The following is an 18,562-nucleotide window of genomic DNA, read 5'->3' as shown; positions in this document are numbered from 1 at the left end:
GCGCCCGCGGTCCTAGGATGGGTGGTCTATGAACCCTGCAGCCCTCGCCGAAGCCGTCCTCGCCGTCCTGACCCCGATCTCGGACGAGCGACGACCCGGTGAGCCGCTGGGGATCACGGCCTCCGACATCGTGCTGGAGCGCCCGCGCAACCGCGATCACGGCGACTGGGCGACCAACGTCGCGATGCGGCTGGCGAAGCCGTTCGGGACGAACCCCCGCGAGCTGGCACAGCGGATCGCGGACGGACTGGGCGCCGTCGATGGGATCGCCGAGGTCTCCGTCGCCGGTCCCGGCTTCATCAACATCCGCCTCGAGGCCGGTGCGGCCGGAGCCCTGGCCCGGACGATCGTCGAGGCCGGAACCGCATACGGGCACAACGACTCGCAGGCCGGTCGCTCGATCAACGTCGAGTTCGTCTCGGCCAACCCGACGGGGCCGCTCCACATCGGACACACCCGATGGGCCGCCCTGGGCGACGCGATCGCGCGCCTGCTCGCCGCGTCCGGAGCCCGGGTCGCGCGCGAGTTCTACATCAACGACGCCGGTGCGCAGATGGAGCGGTTCGCCGGATCCATCGTCGCCGCTGTCAAGGGAGAGCCGACCCCGGAGGGCGGCTACGCGGGCAGCTACATCGCGGACCTCGCGGCGCGCGTGGTGGCGGAGCGCCCGGACTTCCTCGAGCTCGAGGACGCGGAGCAGCGGCTCGTGGCGCGCGAGCTCGGGTACCGCTTCCAGCTCGCCGAGCAGCAGCAGTCGCTGGCGGCGTTCAACGTCGACTTCGACGTGTGGTTCTCCGAGCGGATCCTGCACGCCCCCGGCGACGACGGCGGGCCGAGCCTGATCGATCAGGCGGTCGACCGGCTGCGCGCCCAGGGGCACGTCTTCGACCAGGAGGACGCGGTGTGGGTCCGCACCACCGATTTCGGCGACGACAAGGACCGCGTGATCCGCCGCTCGAACGGCGAGTACACGTACTTCGCCGCCGACGCCGCGTACTACCTGAACAAGGGCGACCGCGGCTTCGAGCACAAGATCTACCTGCTGGGCGCGGACCACCATGGCTACGTGCACCGCCTCAAGGCTCTCGCGGGCGCGGCCGGCGACGACCCGGAGAAGGACGTCGAGGTGCTGATCGGCCAGCTCGTGTCCGTGGGGGGCGCGCGGCTCAGCAAGCGCGCGGGCAACATCATCGAGATGGACGACCTGCGGCAGTGGCTGGGCACGGACGCCCTCCGGTACTCGCTCGAGCGCTCTCCCGCCGACTCGCCGCTGTCGCTGGACCCCGAGCTGCTGCAGAAGCGGACGAACGACAACCCCGTCTTCTACGTGCAGTACGCGCACGCCCGCACGCACAACGTCGCCCGCAACGCTGCCGACTCCGGCGTGGACCGCTCCGAGTTCGCGCCCGAGCTGTTGACTCACGAGACCGAGTCGGCGCTGCTCGGCGCCCTCCAGGAGTTCCCGCGGATCGTCGCGTTCGCCGCGGAGGTCCGCGAGCCCCACCGCGTCGCCCGCTATCTGGAGGAGCTCGCCGGTCTGTATCACCGCTGGTACGACAACTGCCGCGTCATCCCGCTCAGCGACGACCCCGTCGAGGCGGTGCACCGGACCCGTCTGTGGCTCAACGACGCGACGGGCCAGGTGCTGCGCAACGGGCTGGAGCTGCTCGGCGTCTCGGCGCCCGAGCGGATGTGAGCACCGCGCATGGGCGACACGGAGCCGTACCCGCGAGATCTCGGCACGCAGCACGCCACGGTGCCGCTGCCGCGTGACGGCTCGGCACCGGGGACGCGCGCGCGACGGCGATGGCCGTGGATCGTCGCCGCAGCGGTCGTCGTGCTGGCCGCGCTCGTCGTCGTGGCGGAGTTCGTCGCGCGGGCGGTGGTCGCCGACGTGGCGCGCACGCAGGTCATCACGGCTCTGCACCTGCCGGAGGACCAGCAGATCGACGTCGCGACCGACGGCATCGTCCTCGCGCAGCTGCTCGCCGGCAGGCTCGATGCCCTGCATCTGTCCTCCGACGACGTCGCCGTGGGGCCGTTCGCCGGAGCCGTCACGGCGGAGGCCCGGGGGTTCCCCCTGCACGGCGGGCCGATGACGGGAGCGACGGGAACGATCCGGGTCACCGCGGAACAGCTCGGCGACCTCGTCGGATCCGCCACCGATCTCCCCGTCGACGAGATCGCCCTGGAAGGGGCGAACGTGACGGCGAAGGGCGCTCTGAGCCTGTTCGGACAGAGCCTGCCGATCGCCCTCACCCTGAAGCCCGACGCGGTGGAGGGCGACATCGCGTTGACGGCCGTCTCGGCGTCGGTCGCGGGTGTCACGCTGGACGCGGCTCAGCTGGCGGGCCGCTTCGGCGGCCTCGCGGACGGGCTGACGGCGCCGCAGCGCATCTGCATCGCCGACCAGATCCCCGCCGGGCTGCACCTGGTCTCGCTGGCGGTGACCGACGGGCAGCTCGTCGCCGGGCTCCGCGCCGACGGCGCGATCACGTCGGACGCGTCCCTGCAGCGGAACGGGACCTGCCCTTCGCGGTGACCGCCGCGTCTGCGGACGGCTCGGCCTTCTGCACTGCCGCGCTCGCGGCGTCGCGCTCCTCCTGCGCGGCCCGGAGCATCCGTTCCGCGCGCTCCAGTCGACGCTCCTCGAAGGTGCGCGGTCGCCCGGCGGTCGCGTCGTCCTGGTCCTCGACGGCGGTGATGATGAACGCGCCCGCGTAGAGCACGACCTGCGCCGAGAGGTTCAGCCAGATCAGGAGGGCGATGAGGGCGGCGAAGGAGGCCAACAGCGGGTTGGCCCGCGCGCCGCCGATGAAGAGGCCGGACAGCTGCTGGAGCACGAGGAGCCCGAGGCCGCCGAGGAGGGCGCCCGACCACAGCGCGCGCGCCGAGGCCCGCACGCCGGACAGCACGACGAACAGCGCGGCGACGAGCAGCGTGTCCATCACGAGGATGATCAGGATGTCCAGAGCCCGCTCCGCCCACACGGCCGCGGGAGAGTCCTCCGCACCGAGCGCTCCCGTGAGCGCCCGGATGCCGGAGCCGCCCGTGACGGTCAGGAACGCCGTCACCGCGACGGCGAGGGCGATGCCGATCGCGAGGGCGAGGTTGCGCAGGATCACCCAGAGCCAGAACACGTCGTCGCCCACGGTGCCGGCGAGGGAGCGCAAGGCGGTCCGCAGGGCTCCGATCGCCCCGAGCGCGGCGCCGACGAGCGCGACAAGTGAGGCGATGCCGGTGAGGGTGAGGCCGGTGGGCGCGGTGATGGCCTCGGCGTCCACGATGCCGTCCGGTCCCACCAGCCCGGGGATCGCGGAGTCCACCGCCGCGACGAGGGCGCGGAACGCCTCCGGATTCCCCGCGAGCCACAGACCCGCGATGGAGAAGCCGAGGAGCACCGCCGCGAACACGCTGAACAGGGCGCGGTAGGTGATGCTGTCCGCCAGCACCGGTCCGCGGCGTTCGATGTAGAGGAGCGCGGCCCGGACCGCTCGGCGTCTCAGCGCGAAGGCGATCACGGTCTGAATCGCCCGCGCGAACGGGTTCTGTCGCTCGGCTTCCGGCGTCGCGTCCATGCGTCGAGCGTATCCGGCGCGCCTGGGGGACTGGAGGACCGAGACGAAACGGTGCCGGCCGAGGGGCACCACGTTTCGACTCGCTCCGCTCGCTCAACGACCGAACACCGCCACCGGTCGTTGAGCGAGGAGCGAAGCACCGAGACGAAACGCCCCCAGCCACCGGTTACCGCGTCTCGTCTCGCGGAGACCCGCACTGAGCGAGCGAAGCGAGTCGAAGTGTCGCTCGACGACCGAACGCGCCTGCCCGACGAGGCGCGTCATGACATGTCGCATCGCGACGGGGCGCCCTCCTCGCGTGTCCTAGACTGCTGGGGAACTCGGCCGGACGCCCCGCCGAGCACCGCTTCCGCGGCGGTCCGTCCTCGACGCGACCCGGGAAGCGGCGACACCCCTCCCGACGATTGGTGCTCCGTGGTCTCCGCCCTGCCCGACGAACCCCTCGCTCCGGAATGGCTCGCCGTGCCCGCCGACCCGAACGACCTGGTCCCCGCCGTCTGGCCGGCCTCTGCCCGTCGCGACGACGACGGGGAGCTGCGTCTCGGCGGCGTCCGCGTGTCCGAGCTCCGCGCGCGCTTCGGCACGCCGCTGTACATCCTCGACGAGGACGAGGTGCGCGCCCACGCCCGCCGGATCCGCGAGGCGTTCGACGCGGCCGCCGCGGCGCACCGCACCCGATCCCGTGTGTACTACGCCGGGAAGGCGTTCCTCAGCGCCGACGTGGTGCGCTGGGTGAGCGAGGAGGGCCTGCGCCTGGACGTGTGCAGCCGCGGCGAGCTCGAGACGGCGCTCGCCGCCGGGGCGGACCCCGCCCGGCTCGGCTTCCACGGCAACAACAAGTCGGTCGCCGTCCTCGAACGCGCGGTGGAGGTCGGCGTCGGGACCATCGTCGTCGACAGCCTGATCGAGATCGAGCGCCTGGGCGCGATCGCCGCCCGCCTGGGGGCGGATCGCGCCGGGATCGTGCAGGACGTCCTGATCCGCGTGAACAGCGGCGTGCACGCCGAGACGCACGACTTCCTGGCGACGGCCCACGAGGATCAGAAGTTCGGCTTCGCGCTGGACGAGGCGCACGCGGCGGCGGCGCGGATCCGCGAGATGCCGAGCCTGAACCTGCTCGGACTGCACTGCCACATCGGCTCCCAGATCTTCGGCGCGGCGGGTTTCGCGGAGTCCGCGGCCCGCGTGGTCGACCTGCACGCCGAGCTCCTCGCCGGAGGGGACCTCCCGCTGCTGAACCTCGGCGGGGGCTTCGGCATCGCCTACACCGCGGCCGACGATCCCACGCCCATCGAGGTCCTCTCGTCCGCGATCGTCGAGGCGGTGGCGCGTGAGTGCGAGGTGCGCGGGATCGCGGTGCCGACGCTGGCCTTCGAGCCCGGGCGATCGGTCGTGGGCCAGGCCGGGGTGACGCTGTACGAGGTCGGCACGACCAAGCCGGTGTCGCTGGGGGAGCGCGGCGAGCGGCTCTACGTCAGCGTCGACGGCGGGATGAGCGACAACGCGCGACCCGCGCTGTACGGCGCGCCGTACTCGGCGAGGATCGCCTCCCGTGCGGGCACGGGGGACCCGGTGCTCGTCCGGGTGGTGGGGCTGCACTGCGAGTCCGGCGACATCGTCGTCGAGCACGAGTACCTGCCCGCCGACGTGACCCCCGGAGACCTGCTCGCGGTGCCGGCGACCGGGGCGTACTGCCACGCGCTGGCGAGCAACTACAACCACACCCCCCGCCCGCCGGTCGTGGCGGTGCGGGACGGACACGCACGCCTGATCGTGCGCGGCGAGACCCTCGCGGACCTCCTTGGCCGCGACGCGGGCCTCGACGCCGTACCCGAACCGGCGGAGTCGTCCGCCGCCCAGCCCGGCTCCGCCGGAGAAGGAGAAGCATGACGCCGCAGCGCACCCTCCGCATCGCCCTGCTCGGTGCGGGATCCGTGGGATCCCAGGTCGCCCGTCTTCTGCTCGAGCACGGCGAGGAGCTGTCCGAGCGCAGCGGCGCCCGGCTGGAGCTCGCCGGGATCCTCGTGCGCGACCCGGACGCGCCGCGCGACACGGAGCTGCCCCGGGAGCTGCTCACCACCGATGCCGAGGCGCTGATCCTCGGCGCCGACATCGTCATCGAGCTGATGGGGGGCATCGAGCCGGCGCGGTCGCACGTGCTGGCGGCCATCCGCTCGGGGGCGGACGTGGTCACCGGCAACAAGGCGCTGCTCGCCACGCACGGGGCCGAGATCTTCGAGGCCGCCGACCAGGTGGGCGCGTCCGTGTCCTACGAGGCCGCGGTGGCCGCCGCCATCCCGATCATCCGACCGTTGCGGGACTCGCTCGCCGGCGACCGGATCGTGCGGATCTTCGGAATCGTGAACGGCAGCACGAACTTCATCCTCGACAGCATGGACCGGGACGGCCTGAGTGCGCAGGAGGCGCAGCGCATCGCCACCGAGCTCGGATACCTCGAGGCGGACCCGACGCTGGACCTCGAGGGCTACGACGCCGCGCAGAAGGCCGCGATCCTCGCCAGCCTCGCCTTCCACACCCAGGTGTCCTTCGAGGACGTGCACCGCGAGGGCATCGAGTCGGTGACCGCGGACATGATCGCCGACGCCCGTCGTGCGGGCTACGTGATCAAGCTCCTCGCCATCTGCGAGCGGCTGTCCGACCCCGAGGGCGGCGTCTCGGTGCGCGTCTACCCGGCGCTCATCGATCGCGAGCATCCGCTGGCGACGGTGCACGGCGGCAACAACGCCGTGTTCGTGGAGGCCGAGGCCGCGGGGCCGCTGATGTTCTACGGGGCAGGAGCCGGCGGCGTACAGACGGCGTCGGCCGTGCTCGGCGATGTCGTCTCGGCCGCTCGCCGCCACCTCGCCGGTGGCGTGGGGGTCGGCGAGTCGGCGAGGCAGAGCCTGTCCCTCGCGCCGATCGGCCGTATCACCACCCGGTACCAGATCACGCTCGAGGTCGAGGACCTCCCGGGGGTCCTGGCGACCGTGGCCGGGATCCTCAGCGAGGAGGGTGTGTCCGTCGCGACGGCGCTGCAGACGGTGGAGGGCGAGGACAGCGCCACGGCACGGATCGTGATCGGCACGCATCGCGCGTCCGAGCAGGCGCTCAGCGACACGGTCGCCCGGCTCGCGGAGAGCAGCGTCGTGCAGCGCGTGGTCTCCGTGCTGCGCGTGGAGGGGGAGTGATGGAGGACGGCGCCGTCGTCCCGGAGGGCCGCAGCGTCGAGGTCACGGTCCCGGCGACGAGTGCCAACCTCGGACCGGGATTCGACACCCTCGGGCTCGCGGTGAGCATGTACGACGAGCTCGAGGTGACGGCGCTCGCGACCCCCGCAGCCGGCGAACAGGCGCGCATCGAGGTGGAGGTGAGCGGATCGGGCGCGGAGGAGATCGCCCGGGACGCGACGAACCTCGTGATCCGCTCGATCGCGCACGTGTTCTCGGACGTCGGGAGGCCGATGCCGGGAATCCGTCTCGTGGCGCGTAACGGCGTCCCGCACGGCCGCGGGCTCGGATCCTCGGGCGCCGCCGTCGTGGCCGGCGTGCTCGCCGCCAAGGGACTGCTGGACGGGATCGCGGACCTCGACGACGATGCGCTGCTGCGGCTCGCCACGGAGCTCGAAGGGCATCCCGACAACGTCGCTCCGGCGCTCTTCGGCGGGCTGACGATCGCCTGGACGGGGGAGCAGGGCCCGCGGCACAAGAAGCTCCTCGTCCATCGGGGGGTCTCGCCGCTGGTGCTCGTCCCGGGGTACACGATGTCCACCAAGGCCGCCCGCAGCCTGCAGCCGGAACAGGTCCCCAGCGCGGACGCCGTGTTCAACGTGTCGCGCTCGGCGCTGCTGATCGCGGCGCTCACGCAGAGCCCGGACGTGCTGCTGGACGCCACGGACGACCGCCTGCACCAGGACTATCGCGCCCCCGCGATGCCGGAGACCAGCCGGCTCGTGCGAGCGCTGCGCGCCGAGGGGTTCGCCGCCGTGGTGTCCGGCGCCGGGCCGAGCGTGCTCGTGCTGTGCGACGGCCCCGGAAGCCGGATGGACGCCGCGCGGGTCGCCGAGGAGGCCACGGACACTCCGTGGGAGCACCGCGCCGTCGCAGTGGATGTCCGAGGTGGTACAGTGAGGAACCGAGCGGAGGGCTCTTCGTCACGATCGTGATTCCGGCCCGAGGCGCAATCTGCGCCGCACTCGCACCACCCGAACGACTCGCTGAGTCCTTTCGCGTGCGCTGAGCATCGGGCCCAGCGCATCGCCGGTGCAGCCGCATGCCGAGGCTGCGGCACCCATCCGCTCACACCCACAGACGTGAAGAGGAGTACTCGTGGAGACCATCTCCGAGACCCAGTCCGACGCGCCGGTTCCGGCGTCCGACGCCCCGGCGACCGCCGAGGCCGCACCCGCGGAGGCGGCGAAGGCGCCGGCCCGCAAGCGGGCGCCGCGCCGCGCCACGACCGCGTCGGCGGCCGCTGCCGCCGAGACGGCGGAGGCGGGAGCTCAGCCCGCGGAGGCGCCGGCGGACCAGACCCCGGCCGACGCCGGCGACGAAGCCCCCAAGGCCAAGGCGCCGCGCCGATCCCGCGCGAAGAAGACCGAGGAGCCCGCTGCCGACGGCGAGGCCCCTGCGGCGGAGCCCGCGAGCGCGGACGCGGAGGCGCCCAAGAAGCCGTCCCGTGCGCGCAAGTCGCGGACGACCAAGACCGACGGCGACGCCGAGGCGGCGGCGCCCGAGGCCGTCCCGGCATCCGCCGGCGCCGAGAAGGACGCCGCGTCGCCGACCCCGGAATCGTCCGGCGACGCCGCGGGCGACAAGGCCGAGAACGGGACTGAGGCGGGCGCCGCGGAGCGGGCGAAGCCGAAGAGCGGCCGTGGCCGCTCGGGTCGTGGCCGCGGCGCGGCGGCGGCCACGGAGGAGTCGGCGGAGCGCCCGGCCGAGGCGGAGGCGCCGGTCGAGGCTCCGAAGCAGGAGGACGGCGACGCGGAGGACCAGGGCGGCCGGTCGCGGGGGCGCTCGCGCAACCGCAACCGCAACCGCAACGGCAACGGCGGCCAGAACGGCAACGCCGACGAGTCGTCCGAAGAGTCCGCCTCGTCCCGGACCCGCCAGCGCAACAAGCGACGCGGCGGCGGCACGAACGACGAGTTCGAGACCGAGATCGGAGAGGACGACGTCCTGATCCCGATCGCGGGGATCCTCGACGTCCTCGACAACTACGCGTTCGTGCGCACCACCGGCTATCTGTCCGGCCCGAGCGACGTCTACGTCTCGCTCGGCCAGGTCAAGAAGTACAACCTGCGCAAGGGCGACGCCGTCGTCGGCGCCATCAAGCAGCCGCGCGAGGGCGAGCAGCAGGGCCGGCAGAAGTACAACGCGCTGGTCAAGGTCGACTCGATCAACGGGCTGTCGGTGGACGACGCCGCCACCCGCGTGGAGTTCGGCAAGCTGACCCCGCTCTACCCGCAGGAGCGCCTGCGTCTGGAGACGGCGCCGGAGAAGCTGACCCAGCGGATCATCGACCTGGTCGCCCCGATCGGCAAGGGGCAGCGCGGTCTCATCGTCGCTCCGCCGAAGGCGGGCAAGACCATCGTGCTGCAGCAGATCGCGAACGCGATCGCGCAGAACAACCCCGAGGTCCACCTCATGGTCGTCCTCGTCGACGAGCGGCCCGAAGAGGTCACCGACATGCAGCGGACGGTGAAGGGCGAGGTCATCGCCTCGACCTTCGACCGCCCGGCGGAGGATCACACCACCGTCGCCGAGCTCGCCATCGAGCGCGCCAAGCGCCTCGTGGAGCTGGGCCGTGACGTCGTGGTCCTGCTCGACTCGATCACGCGCCTCGGCCGTGCCTACAACATCTCCACCCCGGCGTCCGGGCGCGTGCTCACCGGCGGCGTGGACGCGGCCGCCCTGTACCCGCCCAAGCGCTTCTTCGGCGCGGCGCGCAACATCGAGAACGGCGGCTCGCTGACCATCCTCGCCACGGCGCTCGTCGAGACCGGGTCCAAGATGGACGAGGTCATCTTCGAGGAGTTCAAGGGCACCGGCAACAGCGAGCTGCGGCTGTCGCGCGCGCTGGCCGACAAGCGCATCTTCCCGGCGGTGGACGTCAACGCGTCCAGCACCCGCCGCGAGGAGATGCTGCTGAGCCCCGACGAGGTGAAGATCACCTGGAAGCTGCGCCGCGCCCTGGCGGGTCTCGACCCGCAGCAGGCGCTGGAGGTCGTGCTCGGCAAGCTGAAGGAGACCGGCTCCAACGTGGAGTTCCTCGTGCAGATGCAGAAGTCGATCCCGGCGCCGCCCGCGGCCGGCCACAGCCACGGTCACGAGAACAACATCCGCTGACCCGGACCCGGCCGGAGCCGTCATGTTCGAACAGGTCTCGGCGCTGCGCGACGAGCACGCCCGGGTGGAGAGGGAGCTCTCCGACCCGGACGTGCACGCCGATGCGGCCCGCGCCAAGCGCGTCAACCGCCGCTATGCGGAGCTGAGCCGGATCGTCAAGGCGCACGACGACTGGGTCGCCGCGGGGGAGGACCTCGCCGCGGCCCGGGAGCTGGCCAGGGAGGACGACGCCTTCGCCGCGGAGGTCCCCGCCCTGGAGGAGGGCCTGTCGCAGGCGCAGGAGCGCCTGCGACGGCTGCTCATCCCGCGGGACCCGGACGACGCCCGTGACGTGATCATGGAGATCAAGGCCGGCGAGGGCGGTGCCGAGTCGGCGCTGTTCGCCGCCGACCTGCTGCGCATGTACGTGCAGTACGCCGCCGCGAAGGGCTGGAAGACGGAGCTGCTGGAGCGGACGGAGTCCGACCTCGGCGGCTACAAGGACGTCCAGGTGGCCATCAAGGGATCCTCGTCCGACCCCGCGCAGGGGGTGTGGGCGCACCTGAAGTACGAGGGCGGCGTGCACCGCGTCCAGCGTGTTCCCGCCACCGAGTCGCAGGGGCGGATCCACACCTCGACGACCGGCGTCCTCGTCTTCCCCGAGGTGGACGAGCCGGACGAGATCGAGATCAACCAGAACGATCTCAAGATCGACGTGTTCCGCTCGTCCGGGCCCGGAGGGCAGTCGGTGAACACCACCGACTCCGCGGTGCGGATCACGCACGTGCCCACGGGCATCGTCGTGTCGATGCAGAACGAGAAGTCACAGCTGCAGAACCGCGAGGCCGGGATGCGCGTGTTGCGGGCGCGGCTGCTCGCGCGTCAGCAGGAGGAGCGGGAGGCCGCGGCATCCGATGCGCGCCGCTCGCAGATCCGGGGGATGGACCGGTCGGAGCGGATCCGGACATACAACTTCCCGGAGAACCGCATCGCGGATCACCGCACCGGCTTCAAGGCGTACAACCTCGACCAGGTGATGGACGGCGCGCTGGACCCGATCATCGAGTCCGCCATCCACGCTGACGAGGAGGCGCGGCTGTCCGCGCTGGGCGGCGACGACTGACGCGTCGTCCGCCCGGACGCCCGGTCAGATCGTGTACTCGGGCGCGCGCAGCAGCGCCGCGGCCTCACCATCGGGCCGCCGTGCGCGAGGCGCGGCCGGAACCCCGACGAGGAGCGCATCGGCCGGTGCGTCCTTGGTGACCACGGCCCCGGCGCCGACCACCGTTCGCGCCCCGATCGTGATCGGCCCGAGGATCTTCGCCCCCGCCCCGACGACGACCCCGTCGCCGAGTGTGGGGTGCCGCTTGCCGGCGCTGCGGGTGCGCCCGCCGAGCGTGACGCCGTGGTAGATCAGGACGTCGTCGCCGATCTCCGCGGTCTCGCCGATCACGACGCCCATGCCGTGGTCGATGAAGAATCGCCGTCCGATCCGGGCACCGGGGTGGATCTCCACACCCGTCAGCCATCGCGCCACCTGCGAGCCGAGGCGTGCGGGGAAGCGCAGCCCCCGTCGCCAGAGCGCGTGGTTGACCCGGTGCGCCCAGACGGCGTGCAGCCCCGGATAGAGCACGGCGACCTCGACCGGCCCCCGGGCGGCCGGGTCGCGCAGACGAGCGGCCGCGATGTCCTCGCGGATCCGCGCCAGAGCCCCCACCCGGCTCAGTCCTTCGGCTCGTCGCGGAGGTCTTCGAACAGAGCGGTGGACAGGTAGCGCTCGCCCGTGTCGGGGGCGACGACGACGATGGTCTTGCCGGCGCTCTCCGGGCGCGCGGCGACCTGGAGGGCGGCGGAGACGGCGGCGCCGGTCGACATGCCGACCAGCAGGCCCTCCTTGGCGGCGAGCTCGCGCGCCACGCGCAGCGACTCGTCGAAGTCCGCGGTGATGACCTCGTCCAGCACCTCGCGGTCGAGCACGTCCGGGACGAAGTTGGGACCGATGCCCTGGATCTTGTGCGGCCCGGGGCGTCCCTCCGTGAGGACGGGGGAGTCCTTCGGTTCGACCGCGATGACCTTCACATCGGGCTTCGCCGCCTTCAGCGCCTGGCCGGTCCCGGTGACGGTCCCGCCGGTGCCGACCCCGGCGACGAAGACGTCCACGGCGCCGTCGGTGTCGCGCAGGATCTCCTGTGCGGTGGTCTCGCGGTGGATCTGCGGGTTGGCGGCGTTCTCGAACTGGCGCACCCAGACGGCGCCGGGGGTGTCCGCGACGATCTGCTTGGTGACCTCGATGGCTCCGGCCATGCCCTTGGTCGGGTCGGTGAGGACGACCTCGGCGCCGAAGGCCTTGAGGAGGACCCGGCGCTCCTTCGACATCGACGCCGGCATGGTCAGGATCACGCGATAGCCGCGTGCGGCCCCGACCATCGCCAGGGCGATGCCGGTGTTGCCGCTGGTGGACTCCACGATCGTCCCGCCCGGTGCCAGCGCCCCGGACTTCTCGGCGGCGTTGATCATGGCGATGCCGATGCGGTCCTTCACGCTGGATGCCGGGTTGTAGAACTCGAGCTTGATGAGGACCGTCGCGTCGAGGCCCTCGGTCACGCGGTTCAGCCGCACCAGGGGAGTGTTCCCGAACGCGGTGGTGATGTCGGAGTGGATGCCGGCCATGGCTGCCCTTTCGTCGACGGGCGCCCGCGGAGGCGGGCGCGGTGTCAGCCTAGGCGAGCGGCCTCACCGACGGGAGACGTGTGACGCCCCATGGCGGAGGGCTTCCGGCGCAGGGCGGATACGCTGGGTGCTCGTGCCGCACTCCCTCGACCGCATCCTGCGCGAAACCGCCCGCAAGCTCGCGGAGGCGGGCGTGCCCGATCCCGTCGTGGACGCCGAGCTGATCGCCGCCCACGTCCTCGGCGGCGGGCACGGCGCACCGGGCTGGAGCCGCGGCGCCGTGCAGGCCGCCGCCCTGCGCGGCGACGAGATCGAGGGCCCTGCCGCCGCGGAGATCGGCGCCCTGGCGGAGCGCCGCTCCCGTCGCGAGCCGTTGCAGCACCTGACCGGCCGTGCGCCGTTCCGGCACCTCGAGCTCGCGGTGGGACCCGGCGTGTTCGTCCCTCGGCCCGAGACCGAGACCGTCGCGCAGTTCGCGATCGATGCGCTGCGGGCGGCGCCCGTGCCCGCACCGATCGGCATCGACCTCGGCACCGGGAGCGGCGCGATCGCCCTGGCGATGGCCACGGAGGTGCCGCACGCCCGGGTCTTCGCCGCGGAGGTGTCGCCGGAGGCGCACGCGTGGGCGCGACGCAACACCGAGCGGCAGGAGAACCTGACGCTCGTGCAGGCCGATCTCGCCGATGCGTTCGAGGAGCTGGCGGGTCGGGCCGACGTGGTCATCTCCAACCCGCCGTACGTCCCGGACGCCGCCGTTCCCCGCGACCCCGAGGTGCGGCTGCACGACCCGGCCCTGGCGCTGTACGGGGGAGAGGACGGCCTGGACGTGGTCCGCGTCATCAGCCGGCGCGCGCTCACCCTCCTGCATCCCGGGGGACTGCTCGTCCTCGAGCACGGCGAGCTGCAGGGCGCGCAGATCCGCGCGCTGCTGGAGGATGACGGTTGGCGGGCGACGGCGACCCACCGCGACCTCACGCAGCGGGATCGCGCGACGACCGCCATCCGCCCCTGAGCGGATTCCGGGGCGTCGCCCCGTAGAATGACGGGGTCATGTCCCCCGTCTTCGACTGCCGCGACGCGGATCAGCTCCTCACCGGCATGCGCCGTGCGCGCCAGGCCATCGGCCGCGGTGAGCTGATCGTGCTCCCCACCGACACCGTCTACGGCGTCGGCGCCGACGCCTTCAACCCCGCCGCCGTCCAGCGGCTGCTCGACGCGAAGGGGAGGGGCAGGGACCAGCCGCCGCCCGTCCTGGTCGGGTCGACGGCGGCGCTCGCGGCGCTCGTCGAGACCATCCCGGAACCCGTGCAGCGCCTCGTGGACGAGTTCTGGCCCGGGGGGCTGACGATCGTGCTCCCGTCCCAGCCGTCCCTCGCGTGGGATCTCGGCGACACCCACGGCACCGTCGCGGTGCGCATGCCCGACTACCGGGTGACCCTCGAGCTGCTGGAGGAGACGGGGCCGCTCGCGGTGTCCAGCGCGAACCTCACCGGGAAGGACGCGGCCGTCGAGGCCGCCGCGGCCGAGCGGATGCTGGGCGACAGCGTCTCGGTGTACCTCGACCACGGACCCAGTGCGACCGGCGTGCCCTCGACCATCGTCGACGCCACGTCGCTCGTGCGCCCCGGGGGCGACGACGCCCGCGTGCGGGTACTGCGCAACGGCGCGGTCTCGCGTGACGAGCTGGCGCGCGTGCTGGGCGACCTCCTCGAAGAGCCCGCGTGAAGCAGTACCTCTTCACGATCATCCTCACGGCCGCGATCACGCTGGCGCTGTCGTGGGCGGTGTGGCAGCTCAGCCTGCGCTTCAAGCTGTACCCGGGGATCCGCGAGCGCGACGTGCACACGACGCCGACGCCGCGTCTGGGAGGCGTCGCGATCTTCCTGGGGATCGCCGCGGCGTTCGGGGCCTCCTCCGCGAACCCCTTCTTCGCGACGATCTGGGCGCAGCCGCAGACGATGTGGGCGGTGCTGGGCGCGGCGCTGCTGATCGCCGTCGTGGGCGTGATCGACGATCTGTTCGACCTCGACTGGATGATCAAGCTCGGCGCGCAGTTCGTCGCTGCGGGGCTCATCACCGTGGTCGGCGGTCTCCAGATCCTCTTCCTCCCGATCGGCGAGCCGATCGTCGGCTCGAGCTGGGTGAGCATCGCGATCACGATGTTCGCGATCGTGATCGTGATGAACGCGATCAACTTCATCGACGGGCTGGACGGGCTGGTCGCGGGGGTGTGCCTCATCGCGAACGGCGTCTTCTTCGCGTACTCCTACATCCTGGCCAGGGACACGGGCCAGTCCAGCTACTTCAACCTCGCCTCGTTCCTCGCCGCGGTCCTCATCGGCGCTTGCCTGGGGTTCCTGCCGACCAACTGGAGCCCCGCGAAGCTGTTCATGGGCGACTCCGGCGCCCTCGTCATGGGCCTACTCATGGCGACCTCGGCGATCTCGCTGACGAGCTCGCTGAACCCGTCCATGCTCGCCCCGGACCAGATCGGGCGCTCCCAGCTGCTCGGCGCGTTCATCCCGATCCTGCTGCCGGTGGTCGTGGTGCTGCTGCCGCTGCTGGACTTCGGGCTGGCCGTGCTGCGGCGCATGCGCGCGGGCAAGTCCCCGTTCTCCCCGGATCGCAAGCACCTGCACCACCGCATGCTCGATCTCGGCCACCGCGACCGCGACGCCGTCCTCATCTTCTACGCGTGGACGGCGATCATCTCGCTGTCGGTGCTGCTGATGTACATCGGCACGCGGGAGGGCTGGTACGGCGACTACCTTCTCGGCGTGCTGTTCGGCGTCCTCGGCGTGGCCGCCTGCCTCACCGTGACCCTGCTCCCCAGCCGACGTCGCGCCCTCGCCGCCTCCGAGCCCCGTGCCGCCGACCCCGAACCCGAGGAACCCCGATGAGCCCGAGCCCCGTGTCCAGCACGCCCATCCTTCGGCGCACCCTGATCTGGTCCGCCGTCGCGGCCGTCGTCCTCGCCGCCGTGGCCGCCGCCGTCGGCGGGCTCGTGGCCGGCGTCTCCGGGGTCTGGAGCGGCCTCGTCGGTGTGCTGCTCGCCGTGGTGTTCCTCGCGATCACGGCGCTGAGCATCCTGATCGCCAACCGCTGGTACGGCGACGCGCTCTACGTCCAGCTCTTCTTCGCGATCGTGCTCGGCGGGTGGCTGCTCAAGCTCGGCTTGTTCGTCGTCGTCATGCTCGTCCTGCGCGGGCAGCCCTGGATCTCGCCGATGGTGTTCTTCCTGTCGATCGTCGCCGGGGTGCTGATGTCGCTCGTCGTCGACGTGATCGTGCTGCTGCGGATGCGTCTGCCGAACGTCAGCGATGCGCAGCTGCCCACCGAGGTCCCCGAGGACCGCGCGCCCGGTTCGGCGGACGGGGCCGCGGATTCAGGAAACTCCCGGTTCTGATAGTCTTGACACGTGCCCGCTCGCGGACCGCGAGCGCTGCGCCGTGATCCACCCCGACCATCGTCGCCCCGGTACTGACCGGTGCCCCGAAGCTGGAGCCCGCGCTGTTGAATCTCGCTGCGACCCTGATCCCACGACTGGCCTCTGATGGCGGCGAGTTCCACGGCCCCTCGATGGAAGAGTTCTTCCCCGAGATCCTCTTCAACGTCTTCGGCGTCATCCCGATCCACCGGATCCACCTCATCCAGTTCCTCTCGGTCATCGCGGTCGTCCTGATCCTCTGGCTGGGCACGCGCAACATGCGCGTCGTCCCCGGCCGGTTCCAGAGCCTGGTCGAGATGGGCCTGGGCGTCGTCCGCAACGGCATCGCGCACGACCTGCTCGGACGCAAGGACGGCGACCGGTTCCTCCCGATCCTCGTGAGCATCTTCTTCATGGTGCTGTTCATGAACGTGACCGGGATCATCCCGTTCCTGAACATGCCGGGAACGGCCATCGTCGCCGTCCCGCTGACGCTCGCGATCATCAGCTACGTCACCTTCATCTACGCGGGGATCCGCCGCCACGGATGGCGCTTCTTCAAGAACTCGCTGCTGCCGCAGGGGGTCCCGGGCTTCGCGCTTCCGATCGTGGCCGTGATCGAGCTCATCTCGACGTTCGTCCTGCGCCCGGTCACGCTGACCCTCCGACTGATGATGAACCTCGTCGTCGGTCACATGATCCTGGTCCTCTGCTTCGCGGCGACCCAGTTCTTCTTCTTCACCGCAGGCGGCGGCTGGGCCGCGCTCGGTGTCGGAACCCTCGCCTTCGGCGGCGCGTTCACCGTCTTCGAGATGCTGGTCGTCGTCCTGCAGGCCTACGTCTTCACCGTCCTCACCGCGGTCTACATCCAGCTCGCGGTCGCAGAAGAGCACTGAGCGGGTCGGCGACAAGCCTTCCCACCCAACGAAAGGAAAAACCCCGTGGACGCTACTACGGTTCTCGCTGAGATCAACGGTCACCTCGGAGCCGTCGGCTACGGCCTCGCCGCGATCGGTCCCGCCATCGGCGTGGGCATCGTCGTGGGCAAGACGATCGAGGGCGTCGCCCGTCAGCCCGAGCTGGCCGGCCGCCTCCAGGTCCTGATGTGGATCGGTATCGCCTTCACCGAGGCGCTGGCGTTCGTCGGCATCGCCGTCGCCTTCATCCCCTTCCCGTAATCCCCACCGACCTTTGAAGGAGACAGGATGCTGAACGCTCTTGTCACGAACCTCGCGGCCGAGGGCGGGGAGGCACCGAACCCCCTCATCCCCGCGTGGTACGACATCATCTGGTCGGGGCTGTGGTTCCTCATCATCCTCATCGTCGTCTGGAAGGTCGCCCTTCCCCGTCTGACGAAGATGCTCGACGAGCGCTCCGCCGCCATCGAGGGCAACATCGCCAAGGCCGATGAGGCGCAGAAGCAGGCCGAGGCCGCGCTGGAGGAGTACACCCGCCAGCTCGCCGAGGCCCGCGTCGAGGCCGGGGAGATCCGGGAGGCCGCCCGCGAGGACGGCAAGAAGATCGTCGCCGAGGCCAAGGAGGCCGCGACCACCGAGGCCGCGCGCGTCACCGCCGCGGCGTCCGCGCAGATCGAGGCCGAGCGCCAGGCGGCGCTCGTGTCGCTGCGCGGCGAGGTCGGCACGCTCGCCCTCGACCTCGCCGGCGGCGTGGTCGGGGAGACCCTCTCCGACGACGCCCGTGCGACCGCCGTCGTGGACCGCTTCCTCGCGGACCTCGAGGCGTCCGAGGCGGCGAAGTAATGGGCAGCGCGACCACTCAGGCCCTCGCGGCGTCGAGCCAGGCGCTGACCGCGGCGACCGGGATCACCCTCGACAGCGCCGGCGAGCTGTTCTCCGCCGCGCGGCTGATCGGGGAGTCGTCCCCGCTGAGCGGCGCGCTCGCCGATCCCTCCGCGTCCGGCGAGGCGCGCGCGGCCCTCGTGGCCCGCGTCTTCGGTGGTGCGTCGGCACCCGTGCAGGACGTGCTCCGCGTCGCGGTCGGCGAGCGCTGGTCCAGCGCCGCTGACCTCGTCGACGGCATCGAGGAGCTGGCCGTGCGTGCGGCGGCGATCGCCGCGCCCGACAGCGACGTGGAGGGGGAGCTGTTCTCCGTCTCGCGTCTGGTCGCGGCCAACCCCGAGCTCGAGCTCGCGCTCGGCAGCCGTCTCGGCGACGGCGCGGCGAAGGGCGCTCTCGTGCACAAGCTCCTCGGCAACGACGTCAGCGCCGCCACCGGTCTGATCGTCGCCTCGCTCGTGCGCCAGCCGCGCGAGCGCCGGGTGCGTCAGCTGCTCAGCCGTGCGATGCGGATCGTCTCCGCACAGCGCGACCGGATCGTGGCGACGGTGCACACCGCGGCGCCGCTCTCGGATGCGCAGAGCGCCCGCCTCGCCGACGTGCTGAGCCGCCGCTACGGCCGTCGGGTCGCACTCAACGTGGTCCTCGACCCCTCCGTCGTCGGAGGCCTGCGCGTGCAGGTCGCGGACGACGTCATCGACGGCAGCATCTCCGCCCGTCTCGCCGACCTGCGGCACCGGCTCGCAGGCTGACAAACGGACTTCGCGC

At 71.9% G+C, this 18,562-nt stretch carries 18 protein-coding genes; 15 read left to right on the top strand and 3 right to left on the bottom strand.

Annotated features, from left to right (window positions below; genetic code table 11):
* Positions 1–28 precede the first annotated feature (28 nt).
* Both argS and K8F61_RS07390 read left to right on the top strand, forming a co-directional pair.
* Positions 29–1,696: an arginine--tRNA ligase gene (gene argS, locus K8F61_RS07395; RefSeq protein WP_067245076.1), complete on the top strand. Its 1,668-nt coding sequence runs from the start codon at positions 29–31 to the stop codon at positions 1,694–1,696.
* Between the two features lie 9 nt (positions 1,697–1,705).
* Positions 1,706–2,542 carry an LmeA family phospholipid-binding protein gene (locus tag K8F61_RS07390; RefSeq protein ID WP_231821197.1) on the top strand — a complete coding sequence of 279 codons (837 nt, stop codon included), beginning with the start codon at positions 1,706–1,708 and terminating at the stop codon, positions 2,540–2,542.
* Here K8F61_RS07390 and K8F61_RS07385 read toward each other — a convergent pair.
* Entirely contained in the window at positions 2,493–3,578 is a 1,086-nt protein-coding gene (locus K8F61_RS07385; RefSeq protein WP_067245080.1) for a YihY/virulence factor BrkB family protein, read from the bottom strand. The genes K8F61_RS07390 and K8F61_RS07385 overlap by 50 nt on opposite strands.
* A 414-nt stretch (positions 3,579–3,992) precedes the next feature.
* On the opposite strand from K8F61_RS07385, the gene lysA reads away from it, so the two are divergent.
* The 5 genes from lysA to prfA all read left to right on the top strand — a co-directional run bounded on the left by lysA (position 3,993) and on the right by prfA (position 11,024).
* The gene (gene lysA / locus K8F61_RS07380; protein ID WP_231821196.1) at positions 3,993–5,468 is read left to right on the top strand and encodes a diaminopimelate decarboxylase; all 1,476 of its coding nucleotides are present in this window, start codon (positions 3,993–3,995) and stop codon (positions 5,466–5,468) included.
* Complete coding sequence (locus tag K8F61_RS07375; protein ID WP_231821195.1) at positions 5,465–6,766, top strand: homoserine dehydrogenase; 1,302 nt, start codon at positions 5,465–5,467, stop codon at positions 6,764–6,766. Before lysA ends, K8F61_RS07375 begins: the two co-directional genes overlap by 4 nt.
* A complete protein-coding gene (gene thrB, locus K8F61_RS07370; protein WP_231821194.1) occupies positions 6,766–7,740 on the top strand; it encodes a homoserine kinase in 975 nt (324 codons plus the stop codon). Before K8F61_RS07375 ends, thrB begins: the two co-directional genes overlap by 1 nt.
* A 163-nt stretch (positions 7,741–7,903) precedes the next feature.
* On the top strand, positions 7,904–9,922 hold the full coding sequence (gene rho, locus K8F61_RS07365; RefSeq protein ID WP_231821193.1) for a transcription termination factor Rho: 2,019 nt from the start codon (positions 7,904–7,906) through the stop codon (positions 9,920–9,922).
* Between the two features lie 22 nt (positions 9,923–9,944).
* A complete protein-coding gene (prfA, locus tag K8F61_RS07360; protein WP_067248924.1) occupies positions 9,945–11,024 on the top strand; it encodes a peptide chain release factor 1 in 1,080 nt (359 codons plus the stop codon).
* A gap of 24 nt (positions 11,025–11,048) precedes the next feature.
* On the opposite strand, the gene epsC is transcribed toward prfA, so the two are convergent.
* Together epsC and cysK are read right to left on the bottom strand one after the other, a co-directional pair.
* Positions 11,049–11,618 carry a serine O-acetyltransferase EpsC gene (epsC, locus tag K8F61_RS07355; RefSeq protein ID WP_067248922.1) on the bottom strand — a complete coding sequence of 190 codons (570 nt, stop codon included), beginning with the start codon at positions 11,616–11,618 and terminating at the stop codon, positions 11,049–11,051.
* A gap of 5 nt (positions 11,619–11,623) precedes the next feature.
* Positions 11,624–12,571 carry a cysteine synthase A gene (cysK, locus tag K8F61_RS07350; protein WP_067248920.1) on the bottom strand — a complete coding sequence of 316 codons (948 nt, stop codon included), beginning with the start codon at positions 12,569–12,571 and terminating at the stop codon, positions 11,624–11,626.
* Between the two features lie 133 nt (positions 12,572–12,704).
* On the opposite strand from cysK, the gene prmC reads away from it, so the two are divergent.
* From prmC to K8F61_RS07310, 8 genes are all read left to right on the top strand, one after another.
* Positions 12,705–13,583: a peptide chain release factor N(5)-glutamine methyltransferase gene (prmC, locus tag K8F61_RS07345; protein WP_418888079.1), complete on the top strand. Its 879-nt coding sequence runs from the start codon at positions 12,705–12,707 to the stop codon at positions 13,581–13,583.
* 38 nt (positions 13,584–13,621) lie between these two features.
* Entirely contained in the window at positions 13,622–14,296 is a 675-nt protein-coding gene (locus K8F61_RS07340; protein WP_067248918.1) for an L-threonylcarbamoyladenylate synthase, read from the top strand.
* Positions 14,293–15,471 carry an MraY family glycosyltransferase gene (locus K8F61_RS07335; protein WP_067248914.1) on the top strand — a complete coding sequence of 393 codons (1,179 nt, stop codon included), beginning with the start codon at positions 14,293–14,295 and terminating at the stop codon, positions 15,469–15,471. Before K8F61_RS07340 ends, K8F61_RS07335 begins: the two co-directional genes overlap by 4 nt.
* The gene (locus tag K8F61_RS07330; RefSeq protein WP_231821191.1) at positions 15,468–15,977 is read left to right on the top strand and encodes a hypothetical protein; all 510 of its coding nucleotides are present in this window, start codon (positions 15,468–15,470) and stop codon (positions 15,975–15,977) included. The genes K8F61_RS07335 and K8F61_RS07330 overlap by 4 nt, the downstream gene beginning before the upstream one ends.
* Before the next feature lie 173 nt (positions 15,978–16,150).
* Positions 16,151–16,894 carry a F0F1 ATP synthase subunit A gene (atpB, locus tag K8F61_RS07325; protein ID WP_157518287.1) on the top strand — a complete coding sequence of 248 codons (744 nt, stop codon included), beginning with the start codon at positions 16,151–16,153 and terminating at the stop codon, positions 16,892–16,894.
* Positions 16,895–16,939: 45 nt separating this feature from the next.
* Positions 16,940–17,176 (top strand): ATP synthase F0 subunit C, encoded by a 237-nt coding sequence (atpE, locus tag K8F61_RS07320; protein ID WP_017830994.1) that lies wholly within the window; start codon positions 16,940–16,942, stop codon positions 17,174–17,176.
* 27 nt (positions 17,177–17,203) lie between these two features.
* Positions 17,204–17,758 carry a F0F1 ATP synthase subunit B gene (locus tag K8F61_RS07315; protein ID WP_067248905.1) on the top strand — a complete coding sequence of 185 codons (555 nt, stop codon included), beginning with the start codon at positions 17,204–17,206 and terminating at the stop codon, positions 17,756–17,758.
* Positions 17,758–18,546 (top strand): F0F1 ATP synthase subunit delta, encoded by a 789-nt coding sequence (locus tag K8F61_RS07310; protein ID WP_067248902.1) that lies wholly within the window; start codon positions 17,758–17,760, stop codon positions 18,544–18,546. The genes K8F61_RS07315 and K8F61_RS07310 overlap by 1 nt, the downstream gene beginning before the upstream one ends.
* Positions 18,547–18,562: the final 16 nt, after the last annotated feature.

Origin of the sequence: Microbacterium resistens (genome assembly GCF_021172025.1) — a bacterium.
In the GTDB taxonomy this organism is placed as follows: Bacteria; Actinomycetota; Actinomycetes; order Actinomycetales; family Microbacteriaceae; genus Microbacterium; species Microbacterium resistens.
The sequence above is the reverse complement of the archived record's forward strand: the minus strand, read 5'-3'. Positions and strand labels throughout refer to the sequence as shown.